This window comes from Streptomyces sp. NBC_00503 (assembly GCF_036346895.1).
GTDB lineage: Bacteria > Actinomycetota > Actinomycetes > Streptomycetales > Streptomycetaceae > Streptomyces.
In genome coordinates, this window is the sequence record NZ_CP107855.1 from 383,274 (window position 1) to 406,793 (window position 23,520).

At 72.2% G+C, this 23,520-nt stretch carries 19 protein-coding genes; 11 read left to right on the forward strand and 8 right to left on the reverse strand.

What is annotated here, in order from left to right:
• The first annotated feature begins 168 nt into the window (after window positions 1-168).
• The gene (locus OG490_RS01870; RefSeq protein WP_330294505.1) at window positions 169-2,121 is read left to right on the forward strand and encodes a bifunctional metallophosphatase/5'-nucleotidase; all 1,953 of its coding nucleotides are present in this window, start codon (window positions 169-171) and stop codon (window positions 2,119-2,121) included.
• A 54-nt stretch (window positions 2,122-2,175) separates the two neighbouring features.
• Here the strand turns inward: OG490_RS01870 and OG490_RS01875 are convergent, their stop codons facing one another.
• Both OG490_RS01875 and OG490_RS01880 read right to left on the reverse strand, forming a co-directional pair.
• Window positions 2,176-3,522 (reverse strand): sensor histidine kinase, encoded by a 1,347-nt coding sequence (locus tag OG490_RS01875; protein WP_330300735.1) that lies wholly within the window; start codon window positions 3,520-3,522, stop codon window positions 2,176-2,178.
• A 163-nt stretch (window positions 3,523-3,685) separates the two neighbouring features.
• Window positions 3,686-4,363, reverse strand: coding sequence for a response regulator transcription factor (locus OG490_RS01880; protein WP_330294506.1), 678 nt, complete (start codon window positions 4,361-4,363; stop codon window positions 3,686-3,688).
• A 132-nt stretch (window positions 4,364-4,495) separates the two neighbouring features.
• Between OG490_RS01880 and OG490_RS01885 the strand changes: the two genes are divergently transcribed.
• Window positions 4,496-5,170, forward strand: a complete 675-nt coding sequence (locus tag OG490_RS01885; RefSeq protein ID WP_330294507.1) for a PepSY domain-containing protein — start codon at window positions 4,496-4,498, stop codon at window positions 5,168-5,170.
• Window positions 5,171-5,243: 73 nt separating this feature from the next.
• On the opposite strand, the gene OG490_RS01890 is transcribed toward OG490_RS01885, so the two are convergent.
• From OG490_RS01890 to sigK, 4 genes are all read right to left on the reverse strand, one after another.
• Complete coding sequence (locus tag OG490_RS01890) at window positions 5,244-5,924, reverse strand: hypothetical protein (RefSeq protein ID WP_330294508.1); 681 nt, start codon at window positions 5,922-5,924, stop codon at window positions 5,244-5,246.
• 139 nt (window positions 5,925-6,063) lie between these two features.
• Window positions 6,064-7,701, reverse strand: a complete 1,638-nt coding sequence (locus OG490_RS01895) for an AMP-binding protein (protein WP_330294509.1) — start codon at window positions 7,699-7,701, stop codon at window positions 6,064-6,066.
• A gap of 146 nt (window positions 7,702-7,847) precedes the next feature.
• Window positions 7,848-8,600, reverse strand: coding sequence for an anti-sigma factor (locus OG490_RS01900; RefSeq protein WP_330294510.1), 753 nt, complete (start codon window positions 8,598-8,600; stop codon window positions 7,848-7,850).
• On the reverse strand, window positions 8,597-9,313 hold the full coding sequence (gene sigK, locus OG490_RS01905; RefSeq protein ID WP_443065734.1) for an ECF RNA polymerase sigma factor SigK: 717 nt from the start codon (window positions 9,311-9,313) through the stop codon (window positions 8,597-8,599). Before sigK ends, OG490_RS01900 begins: the two co-directional genes overlap by 4 nt.
• Before the next feature lie 276 nt (window positions 9,314-9,589).
• On the opposite strand from sigK, the gene OG490_RS01910 reads away from it, so the two are divergent.
• From OG490_RS01910 to OG490_RS01920, 3 genes are all read left to right on the forward strand, one after another.
• Complete coding sequence (locus OG490_RS01910; protein WP_330294511.1) at window positions 9,590-11,245, forward strand: molybdopterin-dependent oxidoreductase; 1,656 nt, start codon at window positions 9,590-9,592, stop codon at window positions 11,243-11,245.
• A gap of 113 nt (window positions 11,246-11,358) precedes the next feature.
• Window positions 11,359-12,006 (forward strand): fasciclin domain-containing protein, encoded by a 648-nt coding sequence (locus tag OG490_RS01915; protein WP_330294512.1) that lies wholly within the window; start codon window positions 11,359-11,361, stop codon window positions 12,004-12,006.
• Window positions 12,007-12,313: 307 nt separating this feature from the next.
• Window positions 12,314-12,952 carry an RDD family protein gene (locus OG490_RS01920; RefSeq protein WP_330294513.1) on the forward strand — a complete coding sequence of 213 codons (639 nt, stop codon included), beginning with the start codon at window positions 12,314-12,316 and terminating at the stop codon, window positions 12,950-12,952.
• Between the two features lie 116 nt (window positions 12,953-13,068).
• On the opposite strand, the gene OG490_RS01925 is transcribed toward OG490_RS01920, so the two are convergent.
• Window positions 13,069-13,908 (reverse strand): S1 family peptidase, encoded by an 840-nt coding sequence (locus OG490_RS01925; protein ID WP_330294514.1) that lies wholly within the window; start codon window positions 13,906-13,908, stop codon window positions 13,069-13,071.
• Between the two features lie 340 nt (window positions 13,909-14,248).
• On the opposite strand from OG490_RS01925, the gene OG490_RS01930 reads away from it, so the two are divergent.
• The 3 genes from OG490_RS01930 to OG490_RS01940 all read left to right on the forward strand — a co-directional run bounded on the left by OG490_RS01930 (window position 14,249) and on the right by OG490_RS01940 (window position 18,507).
• Window positions 14,249-15,796 (forward strand): glycoside hydrolase family 16 protein, encoded by a 1,548-nt coding sequence (locus OG490_RS01930; RefSeq protein WP_330294515.1) that lies wholly within the window; start codon window positions 14,249-14,251, stop codon window positions 15,794-15,796.
• A 20-nt stretch (window positions 15,797-15,816) separates the two neighbouring features.
• Window positions 15,817-17,340, forward strand: a complete 1,524-nt coding sequence (locus OG490_RS01935; RefSeq protein ID WP_330294516.1) for a glycoside hydrolase family 64 protein — start codon at window positions 15,817-15,819, stop codon at window positions 17,338-17,340.
• 114 nt (window positions 17,341-17,454) lie between these two features.
• The gene (locus OG490_RS01940) at window positions 17,455-18,507 is read left to right on the forward strand and encodes a LacI family DNA-binding transcriptional regulator (protein ID WP_330294517.1); all 1,053 of its coding nucleotides are present in this window, start codon (window positions 17,455-17,457) and stop codon (window positions 18,505-18,507) included.
• On the opposite strand, the gene OG490_RS01945 is transcribed toward OG490_RS01940, so the two are convergent.
• On the reverse strand, window positions 18,470-20,119 hold the full coding sequence (locus OG490_RS01945; RefSeq protein WP_330294518.1) for an FAD-dependent monooxygenase: 1,650 nt from the start codon (window positions 20,117-20,119) through the stop codon (window positions 18,470-18,472). The genes OG490_RS01940 and OG490_RS01945 overlap by 38 nt on opposite strands.
• Before the next feature lie 249 nt (window positions 20,120-20,368).
• Between OG490_RS01945 and OG490_RS01950 the strand changes: the two genes are divergently transcribed.
• The 3 genes from OG490_RS01950 (at window position 20,369) to OG490_RS01960 (ending at window position 23,466) form a co-directional block, all read left to right on the forward strand.
• Window positions 20,369-21,676: an ABC transporter substrate-binding protein gene (locus tag OG490_RS01950; protein WP_330294519.1), complete on the forward strand. Its 1,308-nt coding sequence runs from the start codon at window positions 20,369-20,371 to the stop codon at window positions 21,674-21,676.
• Window positions 21,677-21,745: 69 nt separating this feature from the next.
• Window positions 21,746-22,636 (forward strand): carbohydrate ABC transporter permease, encoded by an 891-nt coding sequence (locus tag OG490_RS01955; protein ID WP_330300737.1) that lies wholly within the window; start codon window positions 21,746-21,748, stop codon window positions 22,634-22,636.
• Complete coding sequence (locus OG490_RS01960; RefSeq protein ID WP_330294520.1) at window positions 22,633-23,466, forward strand: carbohydrate ABC transporter permease; 834 nt, start codon at window positions 22,633-22,635, stop codon at window positions 23,464-23,466. Before OG490_RS01955 ends, OG490_RS01960 begins: the two co-directional genes overlap by 4 nt.
• Window positions 23,467-23,520 lie beyond the last annotated feature (54 nt).

The window sequence follows — 23,520 nt, forward strand, 5'->3', positions numbered from 1 at the left end:
GGAAATGCCTTGCACGCCCTGCGCTCGCGCCGGGGGCGCTCCACAGGATGAAGTTTCCCGGACTTTCGCCCACCGGACGTACGACACGAAACGGACGGACACCCCCGATGCGCAAACTTCTCGTGGACGGGCCCGAGTTGGCCCCACCTGCGGATATGGGGAGCCCTGATGGACGAGTTCGGCCGACGCCGATTCCTGACGACCGCGGCGACCGCGGCGACCGCCGGAGCCTTCGGCATCAAGACCCTCACCGGCACCGCGGCCGCGGCCACCCGCGCCGCGCACGACCGGCGGAGCGTCGCCGGGTACGTGGACGTGCAATTGCTCAACATCACCGATCTGCACGGTTATCTGGCCGCTCCCCCGGCCGGGGATTCCGTCATCACCGGCACGGGCGGCCGCAAGTACGCCGTGGGCGGGGTCGCGTACATGGCCACCCACCTGGCGCGGCTGCGGGCCGGCCGGGCCAACTCGTTCTTCTTCGCTCCCGGCGACCTCTTCTCCGGCTGGGACTTCCCCGCGGCCACCCTCGCCGACGAGCCGACCATCGAGGCGCTGAACCGGCTCGGGCTGGACTTCGCGACGGCCGGGAACCACGAGTTCGACCGTACGCCGGGCTTCCTGCGCCAGCACATGGAGCAGGGGCTCCCCTACGAGGGGGCGGGGCAGACCAACGCGTTCCCCGACTCGGGCGGCGCGCGCTTCCACGGCGCCGACTTCCGCTACTACAGCGCCAACACCGTGTCAGGGGCGGGCGGGGCGACCTTGCTTCCCCCGTACAACATCGAGTATGTGGACGCGCCGGGCGGCAAGCGGCTGCCGATCGGCTTCATCCATCTGACGGTCCTGGGCACCGAGTCCGGCAGTACCTCCTACCAGCCCGGCCTCACCACGCTCGACCAGCTGTCCGCCGCCAACCTCTGCGCCGCGCGGCTCAAGGCGCTCGGGGTCGGCGCCATCGTGCTCAGCATGCACGACGGGGCGGTGGCGGGGTCCGAGTTCGACTCCGGCACCGCGCCCAGCGGTCCGGCGTACGAGCTGGCGCTGCGCGTGTCCTCCGACATCGACGCGATCGTCACCGGTCACTGGCACAGCGCCTTCAACATGATGCTCCCGGGGCCCGACGGGCGGCTGCGGCCCTTCGTCGAGGCCGGCTGCCACGGGCAGATCATCAACGAGATCACCCTCCGGTTGGATCGCGACACCGGAAAGGTCCACCGCGCGCTCACCACCTCCGTCAACCATCCCAACACACGTGACGTGGCCCCCGATCCGGCGCTCCAGGAGGTCGTCGACTACTGGGCCGGCTATGCGAAGCAGCACGGGGCCAAGGTCATCGGGCGCCAGCGCGCCTCCTTCCGCCGCGAGTTGTCCCCGACCGGGGAGAGCACCATGGGCAACCTGGTGGCCGACTGGGCGCTGTGGGCCGCCGCCCAGCCGCCCGAATCCTCCGACACCAGCCCCCGGCCGGACCGGGCGGGCGCGGACCTCGCCCTGATCGCGCTCGCCCCGCGCATCGGGCGCAGCGTGATCAACACGGACCTGCTCGCCGGTCCCGCCCTGGACGACCCGATCGCTTTCGAACGGGCCTGGCGGGCCGTCGGCTACGGATGTCCGCTGGTCAGCGCCGAGGTGAGCGGGCAGCAGTTGCACGACGCGCTGGAGCAGCAGTGGAGCAAGAACTTCGGCCTGGTGACGTACGCGCCGCTCGCGGTGTCCGCCAACGTCCGGTACTCCTTCGATCCTGCCGGGCCCGTCGGCGGCCGGGTCGCTCCGGGCGACGTCTTCATCGACGGGGCCGCGCTGCGTCCGGAGGCCACGTACCGGGTGGTGACCACCTCGTACACGTGGATCGGACAGGACGGCTATCCGGCGCTCGGCGGGTTCCGGGCGCCGGCCCGCCACCGGCGCGACTTGGACAGCTTTCCCGCGTACGTCGCCGCCATGGGCGTCCTGAAGGCCGTCTCCACGGGCCGGGTGATGACGAAGGACTCGCCCTACCTCGCGCCCGACCGGGAGGTCCTGATGCTGACCCCGTCCGATCCGGTACCGGGGCTGCCGGCGCCCGTCGCGGCGGCCGTGCAGGCCGCCCGGGACGCGGGGCGGCGGCCCGACTGCTGATCGGGTCCGGCCGGGCCCGGCCACTGGTCGGGCCGGGCCGACGGGCCGACGGACTCAGGGGCCGAGCGGCAACCTGGCCACCAGCCGGGCGCCCTTCGGGGAGTCCCGGACCGCGAGGGTGCCGCCCAGCCGCAGCGCGATGTCGCGGGCGATGGCCAGGCCCAGGCCGGAGCCGCCCTCGTCGCGGGCGCGGGCGTCGTCGAGCCGGGTGAAGCGCTCGAAGACCCGTTCGCGATCGGCGGGCTCGATGCCCGCGCCGTCGTCGGTGACCTCCAGCACGGCTTCGTCGTGGCCCCAGTCCGCGCGCAGGGTGAGCGAGACCTCTCCCTCGGCGTGCCGTTGGGCGTTGTCCAGCAGGTTCGTCACCAGCCGGGACAGCCAGATGGTGCTGCCGCACACCGCGAGCCCGGGGGCGATGTCCGCCCGTACGGGGACCCGGTCGCCCTTGCGCGTGCGGGCGGCGTCCCGGACCACCTCCGTGAGGTCGACGGCCGCGGCGGGCGGCGGCTCCGAGGTGTCGAGGCGGGCCAGCAGGAGCAGGTCGGCCGCGAGGTCCTGGAGCCGTACGGTGTCCTCCAGCGCGCCGCTGACCAGTTCGCCCCACAGGGCGGGGTCAGGGTGGGCCTGTGCGACCTCCAGCTGGGTGCGCAGGACCGTGATCGGGCTGCGCAGTTCGTGGGAGGCGTCCGCGATGAAACGGCGCTGGCGGATCCCGGAGGCCTCCAGCCGGTCCAGGGTGGCGTTCATGGTGACGGCCAGCCGGGCCACCTCGTCGCGGGTGTGCGGCACGGGCACCCGGCGGTGGAGTTCGCGGTCGCCGATCTCGGCGACTTCGGCGCGGATCGCCTCGACCGGGCGCAGCGCCCAGCCCGTGACCCGCCAGGTGATCGCGGCCACGACCAGGACGAGCAGCGGTACCGCGATGAACAGTGCCGCCACGATTGTCTCGTCGGCGGCGTCGGCGTCCCTGAGCGAGGTCCCGGCGTAGACGGTGACGAGGCCCTTCGCGGTGTCGGTGGTGACCTGGACGACGCGTTGGCGGTGTTCTTCGCGCACCCGGCCGCCCTTCCAGGTGTCCCGGACGGTGCCGGGGGCCCGGGGCGGGGCGGGGGCCAGGGCTGGGCGGCCGGCCAGGTTGGGGCTGGACGCCAGGACCCGGCCCTGTGCGTCGACGACCTGGAGGAAGTCGGTTCCGCGGGCCGGGGGCGGTACGGAGTCCAGCCGGCCCGCGGCCGCCAGGGCCGCGATCGTGACGGCCTGGCGTTCGGCGTCGGCCTGGGCGCTCTCCGTCAGATTCGTCTCCAGCGCCCCGATCAGGGCGAAGGAGGCCGCGCCGAGGGCGAGGGCCACCACGGCGGAGGCGCCGAGGGTGGCCTGGGCGCGGACGGACCTCGGGCGCAGCCGGTACGCGGCCTCGCGCAGGCGGTACGCCGCTTCGCGCAGCCGGTACGCCGCCTCGGGCAGGCGGTACGCCGCTTCGCGCGGTCGGTACGCCGCTTCGCGCGGTCGGTACGCAGCTTCGCGCGGCCGGTACGCAGCTTCGCGCGGCCGGCGCCCGTGGGACTCAGCCACCGTCGGCCGCCAGCCGGTAGCCGGCGCCCCGGACGGTCTCCACGGCGGCCCGGCCGAACGGCGCGTCTATCTTCCGGCGCAGGGCGCTGACGTGGACCTCGACCACGTTGAGGTCGCCCTCGTAGGCGGTGTCCCAGACATTGTCGAGAATGTCCCGCTTGGGCACTACCTCCCCGGCCCGGCGTGCCAGGTGCACCAGGACGGCGAACTCGCGCGAGGTCAGCCGGGCTTCGACGCCGCCCCGGGTGCAGATCCGTCGGGCGGGGTCGACGAGGAGGTCGCCGAACTCCATGACCTGCGGGCTGCGGCGGCCGGTGCGCCGGATCAGGGCGCGCAGCCGGGCCACGAGGACCACGTAGGAGAAGGGCTTGGAGAGGAAGTCGTCGGCTCCGGTGTCCAGGGCCTCGGCCTCGTCGTACTCGCCGTCCTTCGCGGTGAGCATGAGGATGCCGGACTCGCAGCCGGCCGCGCGCAGCCGGGCGCAGACCCGGTAGCCGTTGAGGCCGGGCAGCATGATGTCGAGCACGATGGCGTCGTAGTCGTGCTCACCGGCCATCCACAGGCCTTGCGGTCCGTCGTGGGCCGTGTCCACAGTGAAGCCCTCGGCCCGTAGACCCCGTTGCAGAGCCGCGGCCAGCCGCCGCTCGTCCTCGACCACCAGTACGCGCATGAGGCAAGGTTCTCAGGTCGGGCCGCCGGCTTGCTGAAGGGTTCTTCAGCTCGCTTCAGCGGAGCTTCAGCGTCTTGCTCGCAGGATCGGCCGAGCCGGGCGGGTTGCCCGGAGAACGCGAGGAGCATCCAGATGACTCAGTCCACTCCCCAGCCGCCCGAATACCCGGCGGGCCAGGGCGAGGGCACCGCCGACACCTTTGCCGGGGCGACCGGCAAGGCCCCGGGGCGAGGTGCCCGGTTCGTCCGGTTCACCCGTGAGGGCCGGGCCCGTTGGGTGGCCCTCGGACTGGTGGTGGCGGCAGCGGCCGGCACCGCGGGGGTCGCCGCGGCGGTGGTGGAGCACGACCACGGACGCACGCACGCGGAGCGGGCGTGGGACCGGTTCGACGTGGAGAGCAGGGGCGACGGCCCGCGGATGGCGCCGGCGCCCGGCCGGCCCGGCCCGAAGGGCGAGAAGGGCCTGAAGGACGGGAAGGGCGGGAGGTTCGAGCAGGGCGGCAAGGACGGCTCGGAGCGGGGCGGCAAGGCGGGTCGCGAGGAGGGCGTGGTCGTGGACCGGCCGGACAACGCGCCCGTGCCGCTGCCCGGGCTCCCGGCCGCGCAGGCCCTTCAGAAGGCGGAGGCCGCCGTGCCCGGCGGCAAGGCCGAGGCCCTGCGCGTGGTCGCCCAGGAGGGCGGCGGCAGCGCGTGGCGCGTGGTGGTCCTGGGCTCCGACGGGGTCCGGCACGCGGTGACCCTGGCCGGCGCCGACGGCGCGGTCACGAGCAACACCGTAGCGGGCAAGGGCGCCCCGGCCGGCAACTGACCGGCGGCGGCAACCGGCCGGCGTCCGTCCCGTCCTGCCGAGGCGGGACGGGACGGACGTCGGCCGTCGGCGCCTACTTCCAGGTGAGGGACTTGCCCTTGCCCAGGGTGAAGGGGTCGCCCCAGTACTCGGCGCCGGTGACCTTCACCGAGGTGGAGGGAGCCAGCGCGACCGCGCATCCGGTCGCGCTCTGGCCGTTGGTGAACCCCTTGGGCAGCGAGTCGTTCGGGCACTTCTCGAACTTCCCGATCACCATGAGGTCCTGGGCCTCGGTGCCGTCCGGGAGCAGCCCCTTGATGTGGCCCACGGAGGCGAAGGACAGGTCCGTGGAGCCGGTGTTCTTGACCGAGTAGCGGACGTAGAAGGGCACCATGCCGTTCACCTTGTCCCCGAGCTTGAAGGGGGCCAGGTCCGCGGGGACCCCCTCCTCGATCGAGGTGACGGTGAGCGCGATGGTGCCCTTGGTGCTGCCCGAGGTGAACGGGAACTGCGCGGGCTGCCCGATCTTGAAGCTCTGCCCCGCCTTCGCGGTCTCGCCGCCGCCCGCCCCACCGGTCGCCCCGCCGGTCGCCGGAGCGGAGCTCGCGGGTGCGGCGCTCGGCGAGGCCGAGGCCGACGCCGACGAGGAGGCCGCCGGGGGCGAGGTCTTCGCCGCACCCGGGTCGTCGTCGTTGCACGCGGTCAGGGTGAGCGCGCCCACCGCGGCCAGCCCGATCGCGGCGGCGGTGTTGGCGCGGATGCCGAAACGGCTCATTCGTGGTCCCCCATGTGTCTTCGGATCGCGGAACACGATCTCCGGAAGAGTTCCTAGTACAGGAATGAGGGATTCCGCAGAGTGCGGACCGTTTCGTAACCGCTTCCATAGATGTTCATGACAATTGCTCGCCAGATGTTCACGACTCGTCCCTCGGGTCGAGCAGCCGCACCGCCATCTCCCGCATCTCGATCTTGCGGATCTTGCCCGTCACCGTCATCGGGAACTCGTCCACCACGTGCACGTAGCGCGGGATCTTGAAATGGGCCAGCCGCCCCTCGCAGTAGGCGCGCACGGCCGCCGCGGTCAGCGGCTCGGCACCCTCGCGCATCCGCACCCACGCCATGAGCTCCTCGCCGTACTTCGGGTCGGGCACCCCGATCACCTGGACGTCCATGACGTCCGGATGCGCGTGCAGGAACTCCTCGATCTCGCGCGGGTACAGGTTCTCGCCGCCGCGGATCACCATGTCCTTGATCCGGCCGGTGATGCTCAGATAGCCGTCCTCGTCCATGACCGCGAGGTCCCCGGTGTGCATCCAGCGCGCCGCGTCCACGGCCTCGGCGGTGCGCTCGGGCTGGTCCCAGTAGCCGAGCATGACCGAGTAGCCGCGGGTGCACAGTTCGCCCGGCTCGCCGCGCGGGACGGTCCGGCCGGAGGCCGGGTCGACGACCTTGACCTCCAGGTGCGGTCCGACGCGCCCCACGGTGGAGACCCGGCGCTCGACCGAGTCGTCCACCCGGGTCTGGGTCGAGACCGGCGAGGTCTCCGTCATTCCGTAGCAGATGGAGACCTCGCGCATGCCCATGCGGTCGATGACCTCCTTCATCACCTCCACCGGGCAGGGCGAGCCCGCCATGATGCCCGTGCGCAGGCTGGAGAGGTCGTAGGAGCCGAAGTCCGGATGGGCCAGCTCCGCGATGAACATGGTGGGGACCCCGTAGAGCGAGGTGCAGGACTCGTCCTGGACGGCGGCCAGGGTCGCGCCCGGCTCGAACGCGGGGGCGGGAATGACCATGGCCGCGCCGTGGCTGGTGCAGGCGAGATTGCCCATGACCATGCCGAAGCAGTGGTAGAAGGGCACCGGGATGCAGACCCGGTCCCGCTCGGTGTAGTGGCACAGCTCGCCCACGAAGAAGGCGTTGTTCAGGATGTTGTGGTGGGAGAGCGTCGCCCCCTTGGGGAACCCGGTGGTCCCCGAGGTGTACTGGATGTTCACCGGGTCGTCGGGGCTCAGCGCGGCCTGGGCGCGGAGCAGGTCCGCCGGGTCGCCCCGGCGGCCGCGTTCCAGCAGGGAGCGCCAGAGCGGGCCGTCGAGCAGGGCGGTGAACTCCAGCGTCGCGCAGCGCGGCCGGACCTCCTCGATCATGGCCGCGTAGTCGGAGCTCTTGAAGCGGTCCGCGGCCACCAGCAGCCGGATCCCGGACTGGCGCAGCACGTACTCCAGCTCGTGGGAGCGGTAGGCCGGGTTCACGGTGACGAGGATCGCGCCGATCTTGGCCGTGGCGTACTGAACGAGCGTCCACTCGGCGCGGTTCGGGGCCCAGATCCCGACCCGGTCCCCCTTGACGATGCCGAGGTCCAGCAGCCCGAGCGCGAGGGCGTCCACGTCGGCGGCGAACTCCGCGTAGGTCCACCGGCGCCCGGTCGCCATCTCGACGAGGGCGTCCCGTCCCGGGAACCTGCGGACCGTGCGGTCGAGGTTCTCGCCGATGGTGTCCCCCAGCAGCGGCACCCCGCACGCCCCGGACGCGTAGCTCGACTCGACGGACGGCACATGGACCCCCTGGGTTCGGTGGCGGGCGCCGGGGCCCCTTCGCACCGGCGCCCCCTCATGATCCTCTCGGCCCGGGCCGGAGACCAGACCCGGGAGGGCCGTGGTGGTGAACCCTCGTGGTCCCCTCGTGGGCCCCGGCGGGTCGCCTACGCGGGGAGGTTGAGCAGCACCAGGGGGCGGGTGGTGGGCTGCGGGGATCCGCCCGTCGGCTCCAGGGTCAGGCCGACCGCCGAGGCCGTCCCGAGTCCGCCGTCCAGCACCGCCGCCCCGTCGCCGGTGAGGAACCCGGCCGGGCGCATCCTGCCGTGGTCCGCCAGCCACAGCTGGTACGTCCTGCCCGCGCCCGCGGCGGGCAGCCGGTCGGTGAGGAACACCGCCTTGTCGCGGGCCGCCGAGGTGATCACGGTGGCGGCGGCTCCCGAGCTGGTGCGGCCGTGGACGGTCCGGGCGTCCGGGGCCGTGACGACGGCACTCAGCTCCTGGCTCCGCGCGGTCAGCCGGCCCGCCTCCTGCCGGGCCTGGTCCGCCCGGCCGCTCTGCCGGACGGCGGCGCCGCCGAAGAGCGCGGCCCCGGCGAGGGAGGCGGCGACCACGAAGGCACCGGCCTTGCGCGGGAGCCGGTCGAGGAAACCGGCCGCTCTGCCGACTCCGACTTCGGGAGGCAGCCTGCGTACGGTCTCGATGCGGGCGAGCACGGCCGCCTTCAGGTGCGGCGGAGGCGCGAGGGCGACGGCGGCGGCCAGCCGTCCGGCCGTGGCGGAGAACCCGGCGACGTCCCCGGAGCACGGCGCGCAGTGGGCCAGGTGCCGGGAGAACGCCTCGTGTTCGTCCCGGCCGAGGGCGTCGAGTACGTAGGCCGCGGTGAGGGTGTGCAGTTCGTCTTCGTGTTCGTGCTTCATGTGGTCACCCCCATGCAGTCGCGCAGCCGGATCAGTCCGTCGCGCATCCGGGTCTTGATCGTGGGAAGCGGGGTCTGGAGGGTCTCAGCGACCTCCCGGTAGGTCAGCCCCTGGTAGTAGGCGAGCGTGACGGCCTCGCGCTGGAGCTCGGTCAGCCCGCGCAGGCACCGTTTGACCTGGTCGCGCTCCAGGCGGTCCTCCACCTGTTCACTCACCTCGTCGAAGGGCCGGCCCCGTTCGCGGACGCCCGCGTCGTGCTCGCGGTTGGCCGCGGCCTGCGCGGAGCGGACCCGGTCCACGGCCCTGCGGTGGGCGATCGTGGCGACCCAGGTCATGACGCTGCCCCGGTCGGGGCGGAAGCGGGCGGCCTGGCGCCACACGTCGATCATCACCTCCTGGGCGACCTCCTCCGACTGGGCGCGGTCGCGCACGACCTTGACCACGATGCCGAAGACGGTTCCGGCGACGGCGTCGTAGAGCGCGGAGAAGGCGTCCTGGTCTCCGTGCGCCACGCGGGCCATCAGCTCGACGAGGGCTGCCCTGGCGGCGCCGGGGCCGGGGCCCTGGCCCGGAGGCGGTACGGGGCAGGCGCCCTGGCCCTGGCCCTGGCCGAGGAAGCGCAGGTTCTCGGGGTTCACCTCAGCGGCCCCCGGGTGCGGGTGGACCCGGGCGCGCACGCCGGGGCCGGGAGGGGGTCGCGTCGGTCCATCCATCGCATGAACGATCCTTCGGGGCAGGCGTACGCAAGGTCCTGGTCTCTGGCCGTCTCGGTCTCTCGCTGTCTCTTCGGAGCCGGGGCCCGCTCGGATTGGCCCACGTACGCGCGAAGGGGCGTCCATTCGGGGAAATCCGGGCCCGATGACCAACCGGGATCCGACGCGGGCGGTGGCCGTCGGCGCCGCCGCCCGCGTCGGAGGGGACAGGTCAACCCGAAGACCTCTCTTCGCTTGATCGGATGACCGACCCATCCGGCGCGGCCACCGCGCCGAATGACCGTTGTGAGCATCAACCGAAGGACCGTCAAGCGCCTCGCACTCGGCGCGCTGAGCGGCCTGCTGGCCGGGTACGCGGCGCTGGCGGCCGCCGAGCTGACCGCCTCGCTGGTACGGCCGCAGGCCGGACCGGTCACGGTGATCGGCGGGGCGGCCATCGACCGGACTCCCCCGGCGCTCAAGGACTTCGCGATCCGGACCTTCGGCGAGAACGACAAGCTGGTCCTCCAGCTCGGCATCCTCGCCACCGTGGGCCTGCTGGCCGCCGCGCTGGGGATGACGGCCCTGCGCCACCGCCGTACGGGGGCGGCCGGGATCCTGGCCTTCGGCCTCCTGGGGGCGGGGGCGGCGCTCGGCCGGCCCGACTCGGCCGGTGCGGGCGACGTCCTGCCGTCCCTGGTGGGCGCCGTGGCCGGATCCCTGGTGCTGTTCCTGCTGGTGGGGAGGGTGAGCGGCCTTCCCGCCGAGGCTCCCACCGAGGTCCCCGGCCAGCTCTCCGTCGGCGACGGCGACGGCGACGGCATCGACGACGGCGCCGACGCCTCCCCCCGCCCGCCCGGACCCTGGAACCGCCGCGGCTTCCTGGTCGCGGCCGTCACCACGGCCCTCGCCGCCACCGGGGCGGGCGCCCTGGGCCGGTCCCTGACCGGCCGCCGGGGCCGGGGCGCGGTGGCCTCGCGGGCCGCCGTGCGACTGCCCGCCCCGGCCTCCGCGGCGGCGGCGATCCCCTCCGGGGCGGGGCTCCCGATCCCCGGGGTCAGCTCCTTCACCACACCGAACCAGGACTTCTACCGTGTCGACACCGCCCTCGTCGTCCCCAGGATCGACGCGGACACCTGGAGTCTGCGGATCCACGGCAAGGGCATCTCCCGCCCGCGCGCCTACAGCTTCGCCGATCTCCTCCAACGACCGCTGATCGAGCGGGACATCACCCTCACCTGTGTGTCGAACGAGGTGGGCGGCCCCTACGCGGGCTCCGCGCGCTGGCTCGGCGTACGCCTGTCGGACCTGTTGCGGGAGGCGGGCGCCAGAGCGCCGTCGGACGGCGGGCGGGCCGATCAGCTGATCGCCCGCTCGGTGGACGGGATGACGCTCGGCACCCCGGTCGAGGAGGTCTTGGACGGCCGCGACGCGATGCTCGCGCTCGGCATGAACGGAGAGCCCCTCCCCTTCGAACACGGCTTCCCGGTCCGGATGGTCGTCCCCGGCCTCTACGGATACGTCTCCGCCTGCAAGTGGATCCAGGACATCGAGCTGACCACCTTCGATGCCTACGACCCGTACTGGGTCAAGCGCGGCTGGGCGCGCCGGGCCCCGGTCAAGACGCAGGCGCGGATCGACACGCCCAAGCCCTTCGGCCGGGTCCCGGCCGGGACCGTGACGGTGGCCGGGGTGGCGTGGGCCCAGCACCGCGGCATCCGGCGGGTCGAAGTCCGCGTGGACGACGGGCCGTGGCAGGAGGCCCGCCTCGCCGAGCAGGCCACCTCCGACACCTGGCGGCAGTGGTCGTTCCCCTGGCCGACCACGTCCGGCGGCCACCACCTGACCGTCCGCGCCACGGACGGCACCGGCGAGGTCCAGACCGAGCGGCGGACCCGCACCATCCCCGACGGCGCGAGCGGCTGGCACAGCGTTTTCGTCACCGCCGGCTGACCACCCGCGGCCCGACGCGCCATCCGGCCGTCAACAGCGGGCCACCGGTCACCACTTGACCGGCTCCCTTACCCCTTCCGAGATCCAACCCGTCCCCTTCACTGGAGAACACCATGAGCACCCTTCGTTTCCGCCGTACCGCCCTCGCCGTCGCGACGGCCGCCGTACTGCCCTTCGCGCTGGCCGCCTGCTCCGAATCCGGCGAGGACTCCGCCGCCGGACCGGCCGCCGCGGTGGGCACGCAGGCCTCGGCCCCGGCCGCCGACCCCTCGGCCGCGATGGCCATGGACCAGCCCTTCGGCCCGGCGTGCGCCGGTGTGCCGAAGGAAGGCGCGGGCAGCTTCGACGGCATGGCCAAGGACCCCGTCGCCACCGCCGCGTCCAACAACCCGGCGCTCTCCACCCTGGTCGCCGCCGTCAAGCAGGCCGGTCTGGTCGACACCCTCAACAACGCCAAGGACATCACGGTGTTCGCGCCGACCAACGCCGCCTTCGCCAAGATTCCGAAGGCCGACCTGGACAAGGTCCTGGCCGACAAGGCCACGCTGACCAAGATCCTCACGTACCACGTGGTCGGCCAGAAGCTGACGCCGAAGCAGCTGGAGAAGGGCTCCTACACCACGCTGGAGACCGGCAAGGTGACCACGGCCGGCTCGGGTGACTCCTACAAGGTCAACGGCACCGCAGCCGTCGTGTGCGGCAACGTCCCGACCGCCAACGCCACCGTGTACATCGTGGACACCGTCCTGATGCCGAAGTAGCCGCAGGACGCCCGATGGTACGGGGTCCCCGCGCGGCGGTGACCCCGGAGCCGTCCGGTCGTTGTAGGTGGCGGTCAGCGAAGTGGCCCCGGGAGTCCCGGACCCGAAGTCGGGGTCCGGGACTCCGTGCCGTTGCGGGCCCTCTGGTGTGACGGCGCAGGAAGGCGAGGCGACGGATTGGACAAGTGACCGATGTTACTAACACGATGGGCCGCAGGTTCGCGGATGCGCAGGGACCGACCGCTCGTTCCTCGGCGCCCTTCCGCACGGACCGCCCGTCCCCGTCACACCCTGGAGAAACTTCGCCATGAGCTTCGGCGACCCGAACAACCCCTACGGCCAGCAGCCCCCGCAGGGTCAGCCCGGCTACCCCCCGCAGGGACAGCCCGGTTACCCCCAGCAGGCTCCGCAGGGTGTCCCCCAGCAGTACGGCTACCCGCAGCAGCAGCCGCCCATGGGCATGCCTCCCCAGCAGCCCTACGGCGCGTACCCGCCGGCCGGCGCGCCGGGCATGCCGGGCGCCGGGATGCCGCCGCTGGCGCACTGGGGCCTGCGCGCCGCCGCCCTCATCCTCGACGTCCTGATCATCGCCGGCCCGATGATCCTCGCGAGCCTCCTCACGGGCGGCGACGAGAACCCGGCTGCCTTCCTCGTGATCCTCAGCCTGGTCGCCATGCTCTACGCCATCGGCATGGCCATCTTCCAGCTGTACAAGGAGGGCTCGACCGGGCAGACGATCGGCAAGGGCGTCGTCGGCATCAGCCTGCGCCGCGAGTCCGACGGGGCCGTCCTCGGTTTCGGCATGGCCTTCGTTCGCCGGCTGGCGCACATCCTGGACTCCGCCGCCTGCTACATCGGCTGGCTGTTCCCGCTGTGGGATGTGAAGAAGCAGACCTTCGCCGACAAGGTGTGCGCCACCGTGGTCGTCGTCGTCCCCAAGGGCTGACGCACCGGCGGTACCGCGCGGTTGCGCAGACCTCGGCGTCGGGGCCCGTCCGGTTCTCCGGGCGGGCCCCGACGCCTTTTGCGCGTACGAGGCCTCGGGCGCGGGGGCCCGGGCCGCTACGGCTTCGGGAGGGTGCAGCCGGCGAGGGCCAGGTCGATCTTGTTGCCGGGTCCCACGCAGGGGACGATGATGTAGGTCTGCTCCGCGTAGTTGATGCCCTGGCGGACCGTCACCACACCGTTCTGGTCGACCTCGCACGGGTTGTTCACCGTGCAGCGCTCACCGTCCTCGTTGCCGGTGTTGTTCACGGCGACGACCTTGCCCGTCGCCGTGTCGATCACCGGCGAGCCGGAGGTCCCTCCGATGGTGTTGCAGGCCGAGGTGTAGCGCAGCGAGTCCTTCCAGGTCCACTCGCCCTCCTTGAGGCGGTAGCTGAACCCGTCCACGTTGCAGCTGTACGTGCGCTTCCAGTACCCGGACACCACCTTGATCGCGGCGCCCTGCACCGGGTGGGCATCGTTCAGGGTGAGTGCGTTGATGCCGTACTGGCTGCTGATCTGCGCGTACGTCTTGGTCAGTTGGTAGATCGAGATGTCGGTGTCGGTCATCGTCGCGTACGCGATCTTGCTCGCGCGCAGCGTCGCCACCTTGGTGCCCGAGGCGTTCAGCAGCGAGAAGGAGCGGCTGGACGCCTTGTCCTTGACGACCTCGCCCGCGGCCGGCATGCCCGACTCAAGACAGTGGCCGTTGGAAAGGACGAGCGCGGGGTCGGTGGGCAGCGAGTTGGGCACGCGCACGACGGAGCCCGAGCAGTTGCTGAGCGCGACCGTGCCGGCGTAGTTGACCGTGACGGCCTGCGCGACCGTGGTGTCCCGGGGTGCCTGGGCTACGGCCGGGGCCGCCGCCGCTCCGGTGAGGAGCAGAGCGAACGCGGCGCCGGCGAGAGGCTTGTTCATTGTGGGGGTTCCCCTCTGATGACGATGCAACCGAAGATCCTCCGGTTGTCATGCGCATTGTTGGGACCTGGGACCCAACTCACAAGAGGGCCTGCCTAGTTGGGAACGATCGACGGAACGGCCGTAATCGGCCTTGCGTCACCGCGTCTCCGGGCACTAGTCGGACCGGCCCCGAAGGGTTTCCCGGCCCGATCCCTTGACGGCCCGTTGGCCGGGGAGCACAGTGACCACCGCGGGCTTTGAGAGCGCTCTCAAGCGGGCCCCGCCCCGTACCGGAATTCCTCACTCCCGCATCCCCCACGTACCGCGCCTCCCCCACACCGCCTCAGAGAGGGCACCCATGCGCCCCACGCCTCCCACGCGATCCACCCCCGCGGCCTCCGGCCCTGCGATCTCCGGCCCTGCGGCCTCCGGCAGAGGACGGCGGCCCGTCCGGCGGGCCTTCATCGCCGCCCTGAGCACCATGGCGATGGCGGCCGCGGCCGCCGCGGCCGTCACCCTGCCCGCGGGAGCCACCGCCCCGGCCTCCCCCGCCGCCCTCGCCGCTCCGGCCGTCCCGGCGGGCTGGTCCCAGGTCTTCCTCGACGATTTCAACGGGGCCTCGGGCTCGGCGGTGAACGCCGCGAACTGGCTGTACACCACCGGCACCAGCTACCCCGGCGGACCGGGCGGCTTCGGCACCGGCGAGGTCGAGACGATGACCGCGGACCCCGCCAACGTCTCCCTCGACGGCGCGGGCAACCTGCGCATCACCCCGCGCCGCGACGCGGCCGGCAACTGGACCTCCGGGCGCATCGAGACCAAGCGCGCCGACTTCCAGCCCCCGGCGGGCGGCAAGCTGCGCACGGAGGCCCGTATCCAGATGCCCGAGGTCACGGGCGACGCGGCCAAGGGGTACTGGCCGGCGTTCTGGATGCTGGGCGCGCCCTACCGCGGCAACTGGTGGAACTGGCCGGGCATCGGCGAGCTCGACATCATGGAGAACGTCCAGGGCATCAACAACGAGTGGGCCACGATGCACTGCGGCACGAGCCCCGGCGGCCCGTGCAACGAGACGACCGGCATCGGCGGCCAGCGCGTCTGCACCGGCACCACCTGCCAGGGCGGCTTCCACACCTACGCGGTGGAGTGGGACCGGTCCACCGCCGTGGAGGAGATGCGCTTCTACCTCGACGGGGCGGTCTTCCACACCGTACGGGCGAACCAGGTGGACGCCGCGACCTGGACCAACGCCACCAACCACGGGTACTTCATCATCCTCAACGTGGCCATGGGCGGGGCCTTCCCGGCGGCCTTCGGCGGCGGGCCCGACGCCGGGACCCAGCCGGGCCACCCGATGGTCGTCGACTACGTCTCCGTACTGCAGTCCACGGGCGGTACGAGCACCCCGCCGACCACTCCTCCCACGACTCCCCCGACCACCCCGCCCACCACGCCTCCGACGACGCCCCCCACCACCCCGCCGACCGGTGGCCGGGGCGCGTACGCCGCCATCCAGGCCGAGTCGTACGACGGCCAGGCCGGGACCGCCAAGGAGACCACCACGGACACCGGCGGCGGCCAGGACCTGACCGCCCTCGGCAACGGCGACTGGGCCCTGTACAAGGGCGTGGACTTCGGCTCCGGCGGACCGGCCACCCAGTTCTACGGGCGTGTCGCGAGCGGCGCCGCGGGCGGGGTCAGCGGGCTGATCGAGGTCCGGCTCGACAGCCGCACGAACGCCCCGATCGGCAGCTTCGCCGTGGCGAACACCGGCGGCGGGCAGAGCTGGAGGACCGTACCGGCGAACATCACCGGCGTCACCGGCACGCACGACGTGTACCTGACCTTCACCAGCGGCCAGCCGGCCGATTTCGTGAACCTCAACTGGTTCGACTTCGGGCACTGAGCGGAGAGAGGCGCACACCCGTGAACCCACCACCACGGCCGCTCGGCCCCCACCCCTTCAAAGCCCTGCTGACGACCGGGCTGATCTGCCTGATCTCCCTGATCGGGGCCCTCCTGATCCCCCCGGCGCCCACCCGGGCCGCCGCGGACTACACCCAGGGGGTCACCGCCCTGGGCTCGGGCTCGATGCGGATCTGGTTCCAACCCGCCACCCCGGCCGCCCTCGTCGACGTCCACTACCTGCCCGGCGGAGGGATGGGCCAGCAGAACTTCCGGATGACGAACAACGGCGGGACCTGGCAGCAGACGGTCTCCGCACTGGCCCCCGGCTCCACGCTCACGTACTGGTTCACGTACGAGAAGGGCGGGCCGCTCTACGACACCCCGCGCTTCACCGCCACCGCGGGCGGGACGGGAGGCGGCTCCGACGACGGCGGAGGCACCGGAACCTTCCCGATCACCTTCCGGAACGACACCCGCGGCGCGTACACCGACGCGCAGATCCACGTCACCGTCCTCGGCCAGGTGACCCCGGGGCAGTGGTCGTACATGAAGCCCGACGGCTCCATGGCCCACATCAGCCACCTGGACGCCGGGGCCCCCGGCCACCTGGTCAAGCGGGGGGTCGCCTACCCGGACATGTCCTTCACGCTCGCCCAGACGGGCGGGACGGTCCCCTCCCCCGCCTCGATCCGCGGGGGCCGGATCTACATCTCCCTCGGCTCCCCCGTGTACATCCCGGTCTCCCCCGACGACCAGGGCTGGGGCGGCCCCGATCTGCGCAACCCCGACGACCCCAACAGCGACGTGTACTACGACTGGTACGAGTACACCTACGTCCACGGCCAGGTCGCCTTCGGCGGGAACACCACGACCGTCGACCAGTTCGGCTTCCCGATCACCTCCCGGCTGCGCCAGACCTCCAGCGGGTACGACACCACCCAGGGCATCGCCCTCACCCGCGCCGAGGTCATGCAGCGGTACGCGGCAGCCGTTCCAGCGGCCTTCAGGCCGCTGCAGAACGGCTACCGGATCGTGGCGCCGCGCTCCTCGAACCTCTTCCTGGAGGGCGGCGCACAACAGAACCACCTGACGTCGTACATCGACCAGACCTGGAACTACTACACCGGCCACCAGTTCACCCTGACCCGGCTCGGCGAGACCTTCACGGGCCGGGTGAGCGGATCCGTCCTGACCTTCACCAAGAACGGAGCGGGCCCCTTCGTCCTGCGCAAGCCCACCTCCCCCGACGTCATGGCCTGCGCGGGCGCGCTGGCCTCGGGCAACGACACCGAGAAGCAGCTCGGCGCCGAGTTCTGCGCCGCGTTCAGCCGCGGGGTCGCCCTGGACCCCGCCACCTGGTACTCCCCGGCGGCGTACTACGGCGGGGCGGCGAAGAACGACTACGCCGGCTTCTTCCACACCGTGGGCCTGAACGGAAGGGCCTACGGATTCCCCTACGACGACATCAACGACCAGTCCTCCGTACAGATCCTCGGCAACTCCGACCCGCCGACCGGGCTGACCCTCGGCATCGGCTGGTGAAACCCTGACCGGCCCGTATCGCCGGGAGCGCTCTCAGCGTTCCCGGCGGTACGGGTTACCCTGCTGTCCGAAAGGGCCGTACAACGGTCCCCCGGACCCGCACGAGGAGCGCCCGTGGCCGAACAGCTTCCCACCGGCCGGCCCACGCTGGAGGCGGTCGCGGCGCGCGCCGGGGTGTCGCGGGCCACCGCGTCCCGGGTGGTCAACGGCGGCGACGGGGTCCGCCCGCACCTGGTGGAACAGGTCCGCGCGGCCATCACGGACCTGGGCTACGTGCCCAACCACGCGGCGCGCACACTGGTGACCCGGCGCACCGGGGCCGTCGCCGTGATCATCGCGGAGCCGGAGATCCGGATCTTCTCCGACCCCTTCTTCTCCCGCCAGATCCGCGGCATCAGCAAAGAACTCACCGCACACGACACCCAGTTGGTCCTGCTGCTCGTGGAGGACCGCGGCGACTACGACCGGATCGAGCGCTACCTGGCGGGCGGGCACGTCGACGGCGCCCTCGCCTTCTCCCTGCACACCGACGACCCGCTGCCCGCGATCACCCGCCGCATCGGCATGCCCACGGTCTACGGGGGCCGCCCCGGCTGGACCGGGGCCGCCGGCACGACCGGGGAGCACGGGCCGGTGTCGTACGTGGACGCCGACAACCGCGGCGGCGCCCGCGAGGCCGTACGGTACCTGGTGTCCCTGGGGCGGCGGCAGATCGCGCACATCGCGGGTCCGCTGGACCAGACTTCGGCCACCGACCGGCTCGACGGGTACCGGGACGTGCTGCTCGAGGCCGATCCGGCGCTGATCGCCGAGGGGGACTTCACCGCGGCGGGCGGGGCGCGGGCGATGGCCGAACTGCTGGCGCGCTGCCCGGAGCTCGACGCGGTGTTCGCGGCGAACGACCTGATGGCCACGGGCGCCCTGGGCGTGCTGCGCGAGCACGGCCGGTCCGTACCGGGCGATGTGGCCCTGGTGGGCTTCGACGACGCCGAGCTGGTCGCGGAGAGCACCGATCCGCCGCTGACGACCGTACGCCAGGACATCGAGGGCATGGGGCGGCTGATGGCCCGGCTGCTGCTGCGGACCCTGGACAAGGCACACGGCGCGCACGGAGTGCCCGGATCGGTGATCACCCCGACCGCACTCGTCCGGCGGGGTTCGGCTTAGGCCGACCTAGTGCTGTGGCCGTCGAACCGGTGATCGTGGCGACGGCGAGGCCGAGGGCGGAGCCGCTCGGCGGCCGGTCCCGCCAGCGGGCGCCGATGTGGCCGTCGGGTCGGACCAGGAGGGCCCCGTGGGGGCCGAGGCCGCAGAGGTCGGCGTGCTCCGCGGGAAGGGCTTCGATGCGCAGCGGCCCTGCCGCGGTGGTCTGCCGCTCCCAGGGAACGGGGTCCGGCGTGAGCAGGGTGAACCATTCCCCGAAGGCGTCGAGCGTCGAACGGTCGCGGGTGAGCCAGAGGTGGGGCATGCGATGGCCCGGCTCCGCGGTGGGGACGTACTCCACGCCGTCGTGGTCCGGCCGTTCCTGGTCCGCGCCGTCGGCGCGCTCCGGCGGGGCGGCGCCGTCCTCCGCGAGGACGGCGCCGGAGCGGTAGGCGACGCCGAGCACGAGACCGAGTTGGGCGAAGTACCTTTCGGACCACGGCAGTTCGAGCCGACGATCCGGCATTCCTTCGGCGCCTTCGGCCTGCTCGCGGCGCCGGGTCAGCACCTGGACCATGAGCCGGGCGTTGGCCACCGCTTGCCGGAGGGTCCGGTGGGCCACGGGCTCCCGTTCCGTCGCGTAGGTCTCCAACAGGCCCGCCCCGGCCCAGCCTTGGACGGCGCCGGCCAGCTTCCAGCAGAGATTGTGCACGTCGGCGACGCCGGTGTTCATGCCCAGGCCGCCGATCGGTGGGATCGCGTGCGCGGCGTCGCCGGCCAGCAGGACCCGTCCGTGGTGGAAGCGTTCGGCGACGAAGGCGTTCATCGCCCAGTGCTGGACCCGCAGCACGTCGGCCCGTACGTCGGCGCCCGGGCCCAGGGCACGCGAAACCAGCGCGGGCCAATCGGCGCCGGCGGCGTCCTCCGGCGTGGGAGCGAACCAGGACCAGCTGCCTCCGGGATGGACCGGGCCGAACGATCCGTTCGGGGTGAAGTAGACCCCGGCGGGCTGCCGGTCGCTCCAGTGGCCGAGGTCCGCGTCGAACACGACCGTGGTGAAGCTCCCCAGCTCTCCGGGCCCGGCGGTGCCGATGGCCAGCAACTGGCGGACCGTGGAGTTCGCGCCGTCGGCTGCGACCAGGTAGCGGGCACGGACGCGGGTCCCTTCCCCGCCCTGCCGGTCGGCGAGCACGGCCACGATGCCCTCGGCGTCCTCCTCCAGGCCGACGAGCTCGGACCCGAAGCGCACGGGGGCCCGCGCCGCGGCGAGCAGGGTGGGTTCCAGCCGGTCCTGGGAGGTGACCACTCCGATCGCGGGGCTCTCGGGCACCGGTGCGTTCACCCCGACCATGGCCGCCGTGGCGAAGTCGTGGTCGTACAGGGTGTCGCGGAAGCGGACCCGGCCGTACTCCGGCGCGAACGCGGCGGCCCTGATCCTGTCGGTGAGTCCGAGCCCGCGGTAGATCTCCATCGTCCGCACGTTGACCAGCCGGGACCTGGGGAAGGGCGACAGATCGACGTGCTTCTCGACCAACAGGGTGCGTACGCCCCAGCGTTCCAGCAGCGCGCGGGCGGTGAGGCCGACCGGCCCGCCTCCGACGATCAGTACGTCCACCTGGGTACTGGCTACGGGCATGCCGGGCTCCTCCTGTCGCGGCCGAACGCTCCGCACTCGACTCCAATCTCCCGCACCACGCGCCCGATCGCATGTCAGCGCGCCGCGTTCGCCCCGAACGCGGTCACCGCGAATGGGGTGATTCCCGGCCGGTCACCGCACGGCTCTTGACGGGGCGCTCGTATGGGGTGCACGCTCCAGTCGCGCTCTGAGAGCGCTCTCAAAGCGCTCTCGGAAGACCCGCATCCGCCAAGCCGAGGAGGCCGCACCATGCCGTCCACCCCCCGAGCCGCCGGGAGAGCCACGCTCGGCCTCGCCGCCATGGTCCTCGCAGGAGCCCTGCTGGCCGCCTGCGGTTCCGGCTCCGGCTCCAAGTCCGCCGAGGGTGCGGGAGGCCATGTCACGGTCACCATCGATCTGTTCGGCTCATTCGGCTACCAGGAGGCCGGTCTCTACGCCGAGTACGAGCAGCTCCACCCGAACATCAAGATCAAGCAGACCGACACGGAGGACGAGCAGGACTACTGGAAGTCGCTCCAGACGCACCTCGCCGGCGGCGGCGGGCTGGCGGACATCCAGGGCCTGGAGGTGGGGCGGATCGCCTCGGTGACGCAGCAGCAGGCCGACAAGTTCACCGACCTCAAGGAGTACGGGGCGGGCGCGCTCCAGAGCGAGTTCGCCGCCGCCAAGTGGGCGGCCGCGACGACCAAGGACGGCAAGGTGCTCGGCCTCGGCACCGATGTCGGGCCCGAGGCCATGTGCTACCGCAGCGACCTGTTCCGGGCTGCGGGCCTGCCCACCGACCGTACGGAACTGGCCACCAAGTGGGCCACTTGGGACGGCTATCTGGAGCTCGGCCGCCAGTACGCGGCCAAGGCGCCGGCCGGCAGCTCCTGGCTGGACAGCGTCGGCAGCCTCGACGCCGTCATGGTCGGCCAGGCGAAGGAGCGCTACTACGACGCCTCGGGCGCACTGATCTACGAGAACGGCCCCGCCGTGAAGTCCGCCTGGGAGGCCTCGGTCAAGGCCGCCGCGGACGGTCTCAGCGCCAAGCTGGACCAGTGGTCGCCGCCGTGGAACCAAGCCTTCGCCTCCGGCTCCTTCGCCACGATGCCCTGCCCCGCCTGGATGCTCGGCTACATCAAGGGACAGGCCGGCGAGGCGGGCAAGGGCAAGTGGGACGTGGCGAGGCTGCCCGGCGGCGCGGGCAACTGGGGCGGCTCCTACCTGGCGGTCCCCCGGGCCGCCCAGCACAAGAAGGAGGCGGCCGAGCTGGTGAAGTGGCTCACCGCGCCCGAGCAGCAGACCAAGCTCTTCCGCAAGCAGGGCAACTTCCCCTCCGCCGTCAAGGCCATCGGGCAGATCTCGGACGCGAAGGACCCGTACTTCTCGGACGCCCCGATCGGGCAGATCTTCGGCGACGCCGCCGAGAAGGCCCCGGTCCAGGTGCTCGGGCCGCACGACAAGGACATCGCCGACCAGATCGCCAACGCGCTGAGCGAGGTGGAGCGCAAGGGCACGCCGCCGGAGACGGCCTGGTCGAACGCGAAGAAGGCCGTCAAGAACGCCCTGGGCTGAGCCGCCGTGAACTCGCACTCCCGCACCCGCCCCCGCACCCGCCCTCGTACCGGTACCCGAACCCGACCCATACCCCGGCGGGGCCTGGCCCCGTACGCCTTCGTCGCCCCGTTCTTCACGCTCTTCGCCGCCTTCGGCCTCTTCCCGCTCCTCTATACGGCGTACGTCTCCGTCTACCGCGTCGAGTTGCAGAACCCCGGCGAGATGGAGTGGCGGGGCCTGGGCAACTACACGGCCCTGTTCACCGATCCGTTCTTCTGGACGGCCCTGCGCAACACCTTCACCATCGGTGTGCTCTCCACGGTTCCGCAGCTGCTGATCGCCCTGGGCCTGGCGCACATCCTCAACTACCGCCTGCGCGCCCGCACTTTCTTCCGCACGGCGCTGCTGCTCCCGTACGCGACCTCGGTCGCCGCGGCCTCACTGATCTTCGCCCAGCTCTTCGGGCGGGACTTCGGAATCGTCAACGACCTCCTGGGCGCGGTCGGTTTCGCCCCGGTGGACTGGCAGAGCGGTACGGCCGCCTCGCAGATCGCCGTCTCTTCGATCGTCGTATGGCGCTGGACCGGCTACAACGCGCTGATCTATCTGGCGGGCATGCAGTCCATCCCCGGCGAGCTCTACGAGGCGTCCGAGGTGGACGGGGCTTCGAAGTGGCGGCAGTTCCTCCACGTCACCCTGCCCGGACTGCGTCCCGCCATCGTCTTCACCGTGGTGGTGTCCACGATCGGCGCCACTCAGCTCTTCGGGGAACCGCTGCTCTTCGAGGGGTCCGTGTCCGGGGGCATCTCGCACCAGTACCAGACCCTGGGCCTGTACATGTACGAGCAGGGCTGGGGCTTCTTCCACCTGGGCCGGGCGGCCGCCATCGCCTGGGTGATGTTCCTGCTGATCGTGACGCTGGTCGGGGTCAACGCCCTCGTCGTGCGCCGCCGTTACCGTAAGGAGGCCGGTCGATGAGCTCTTCCCCCACCGCCCGGCGCGGTGGCCGGCTCAGCTACGCGGTGCTGGCCTGCGCGGTGCTGGTGTCGGCGTTCCCGCTGTACTGGACCCTGGTCGCGGCGAGCCGCTCCAATGCCGAACTGGCGCGTCCCATCCCCTCGTTGCTGCCCGGCCCACGGCTCCTGGTCAACCTCCAGGCCGTCCTGGAGGAGGCGGACATCGGCAAGGCCCTCCTCAACTCCCTGATCGTGTCGAGCGCGATCACCGTGGGCACGGTGCTCTGCTCCACCCTGGCCGGCTTCGCCTTCGCCAAGCTGCGCTTCCGGGGACGCGGAGCGCTGCTGAGCGCCGTCGTCGCGTCAATGATGATCCCGCCGCAGCTGGGGGTGATCCCGCTGTTCATGCTGATCGTGAAGCTCCACTGGGTGAACCAGCTCCAGGCCGTCGTGCTGCCCGGGCTGGTCTCCGCCTTCGGCGTGTTCTTCATGCGGCAGTTCCTCGTGCAGTCCCTGCCGGACGAGCTGATCGAGGCGGCCCGGGTCGACGGGGCCTCGTACGCCCGGATCTTCCGGTCGATCGTGCTCCCGGTGGCCCGGCCCGCCATGGCCGTGCTCGGGCTGCTGACCTTCATGACGGCCTGGAACGACTTCTTCTGGCCGGTGGTCGCGCTGTCCTCGCAGGAGCCGACCGTGCAGGTCGCGCTCCGCCAGCTGGGCGGCGGCTACGTCCACGACCAGTCCGTGATCATGGCGGGCACCCTGCTCGGGACGCTGCCCGTGCTGCTGGTCTTCGGCCTGCTGGGCCGGCAGATCGTGGGCGGCATCATGCAGGGCGCGGTCAAGGGCTGAGCTCCGCCCCCTCTCTCCCCGGCCCTGCCTCCCCGGCCCTCCCTCTCCTCCACT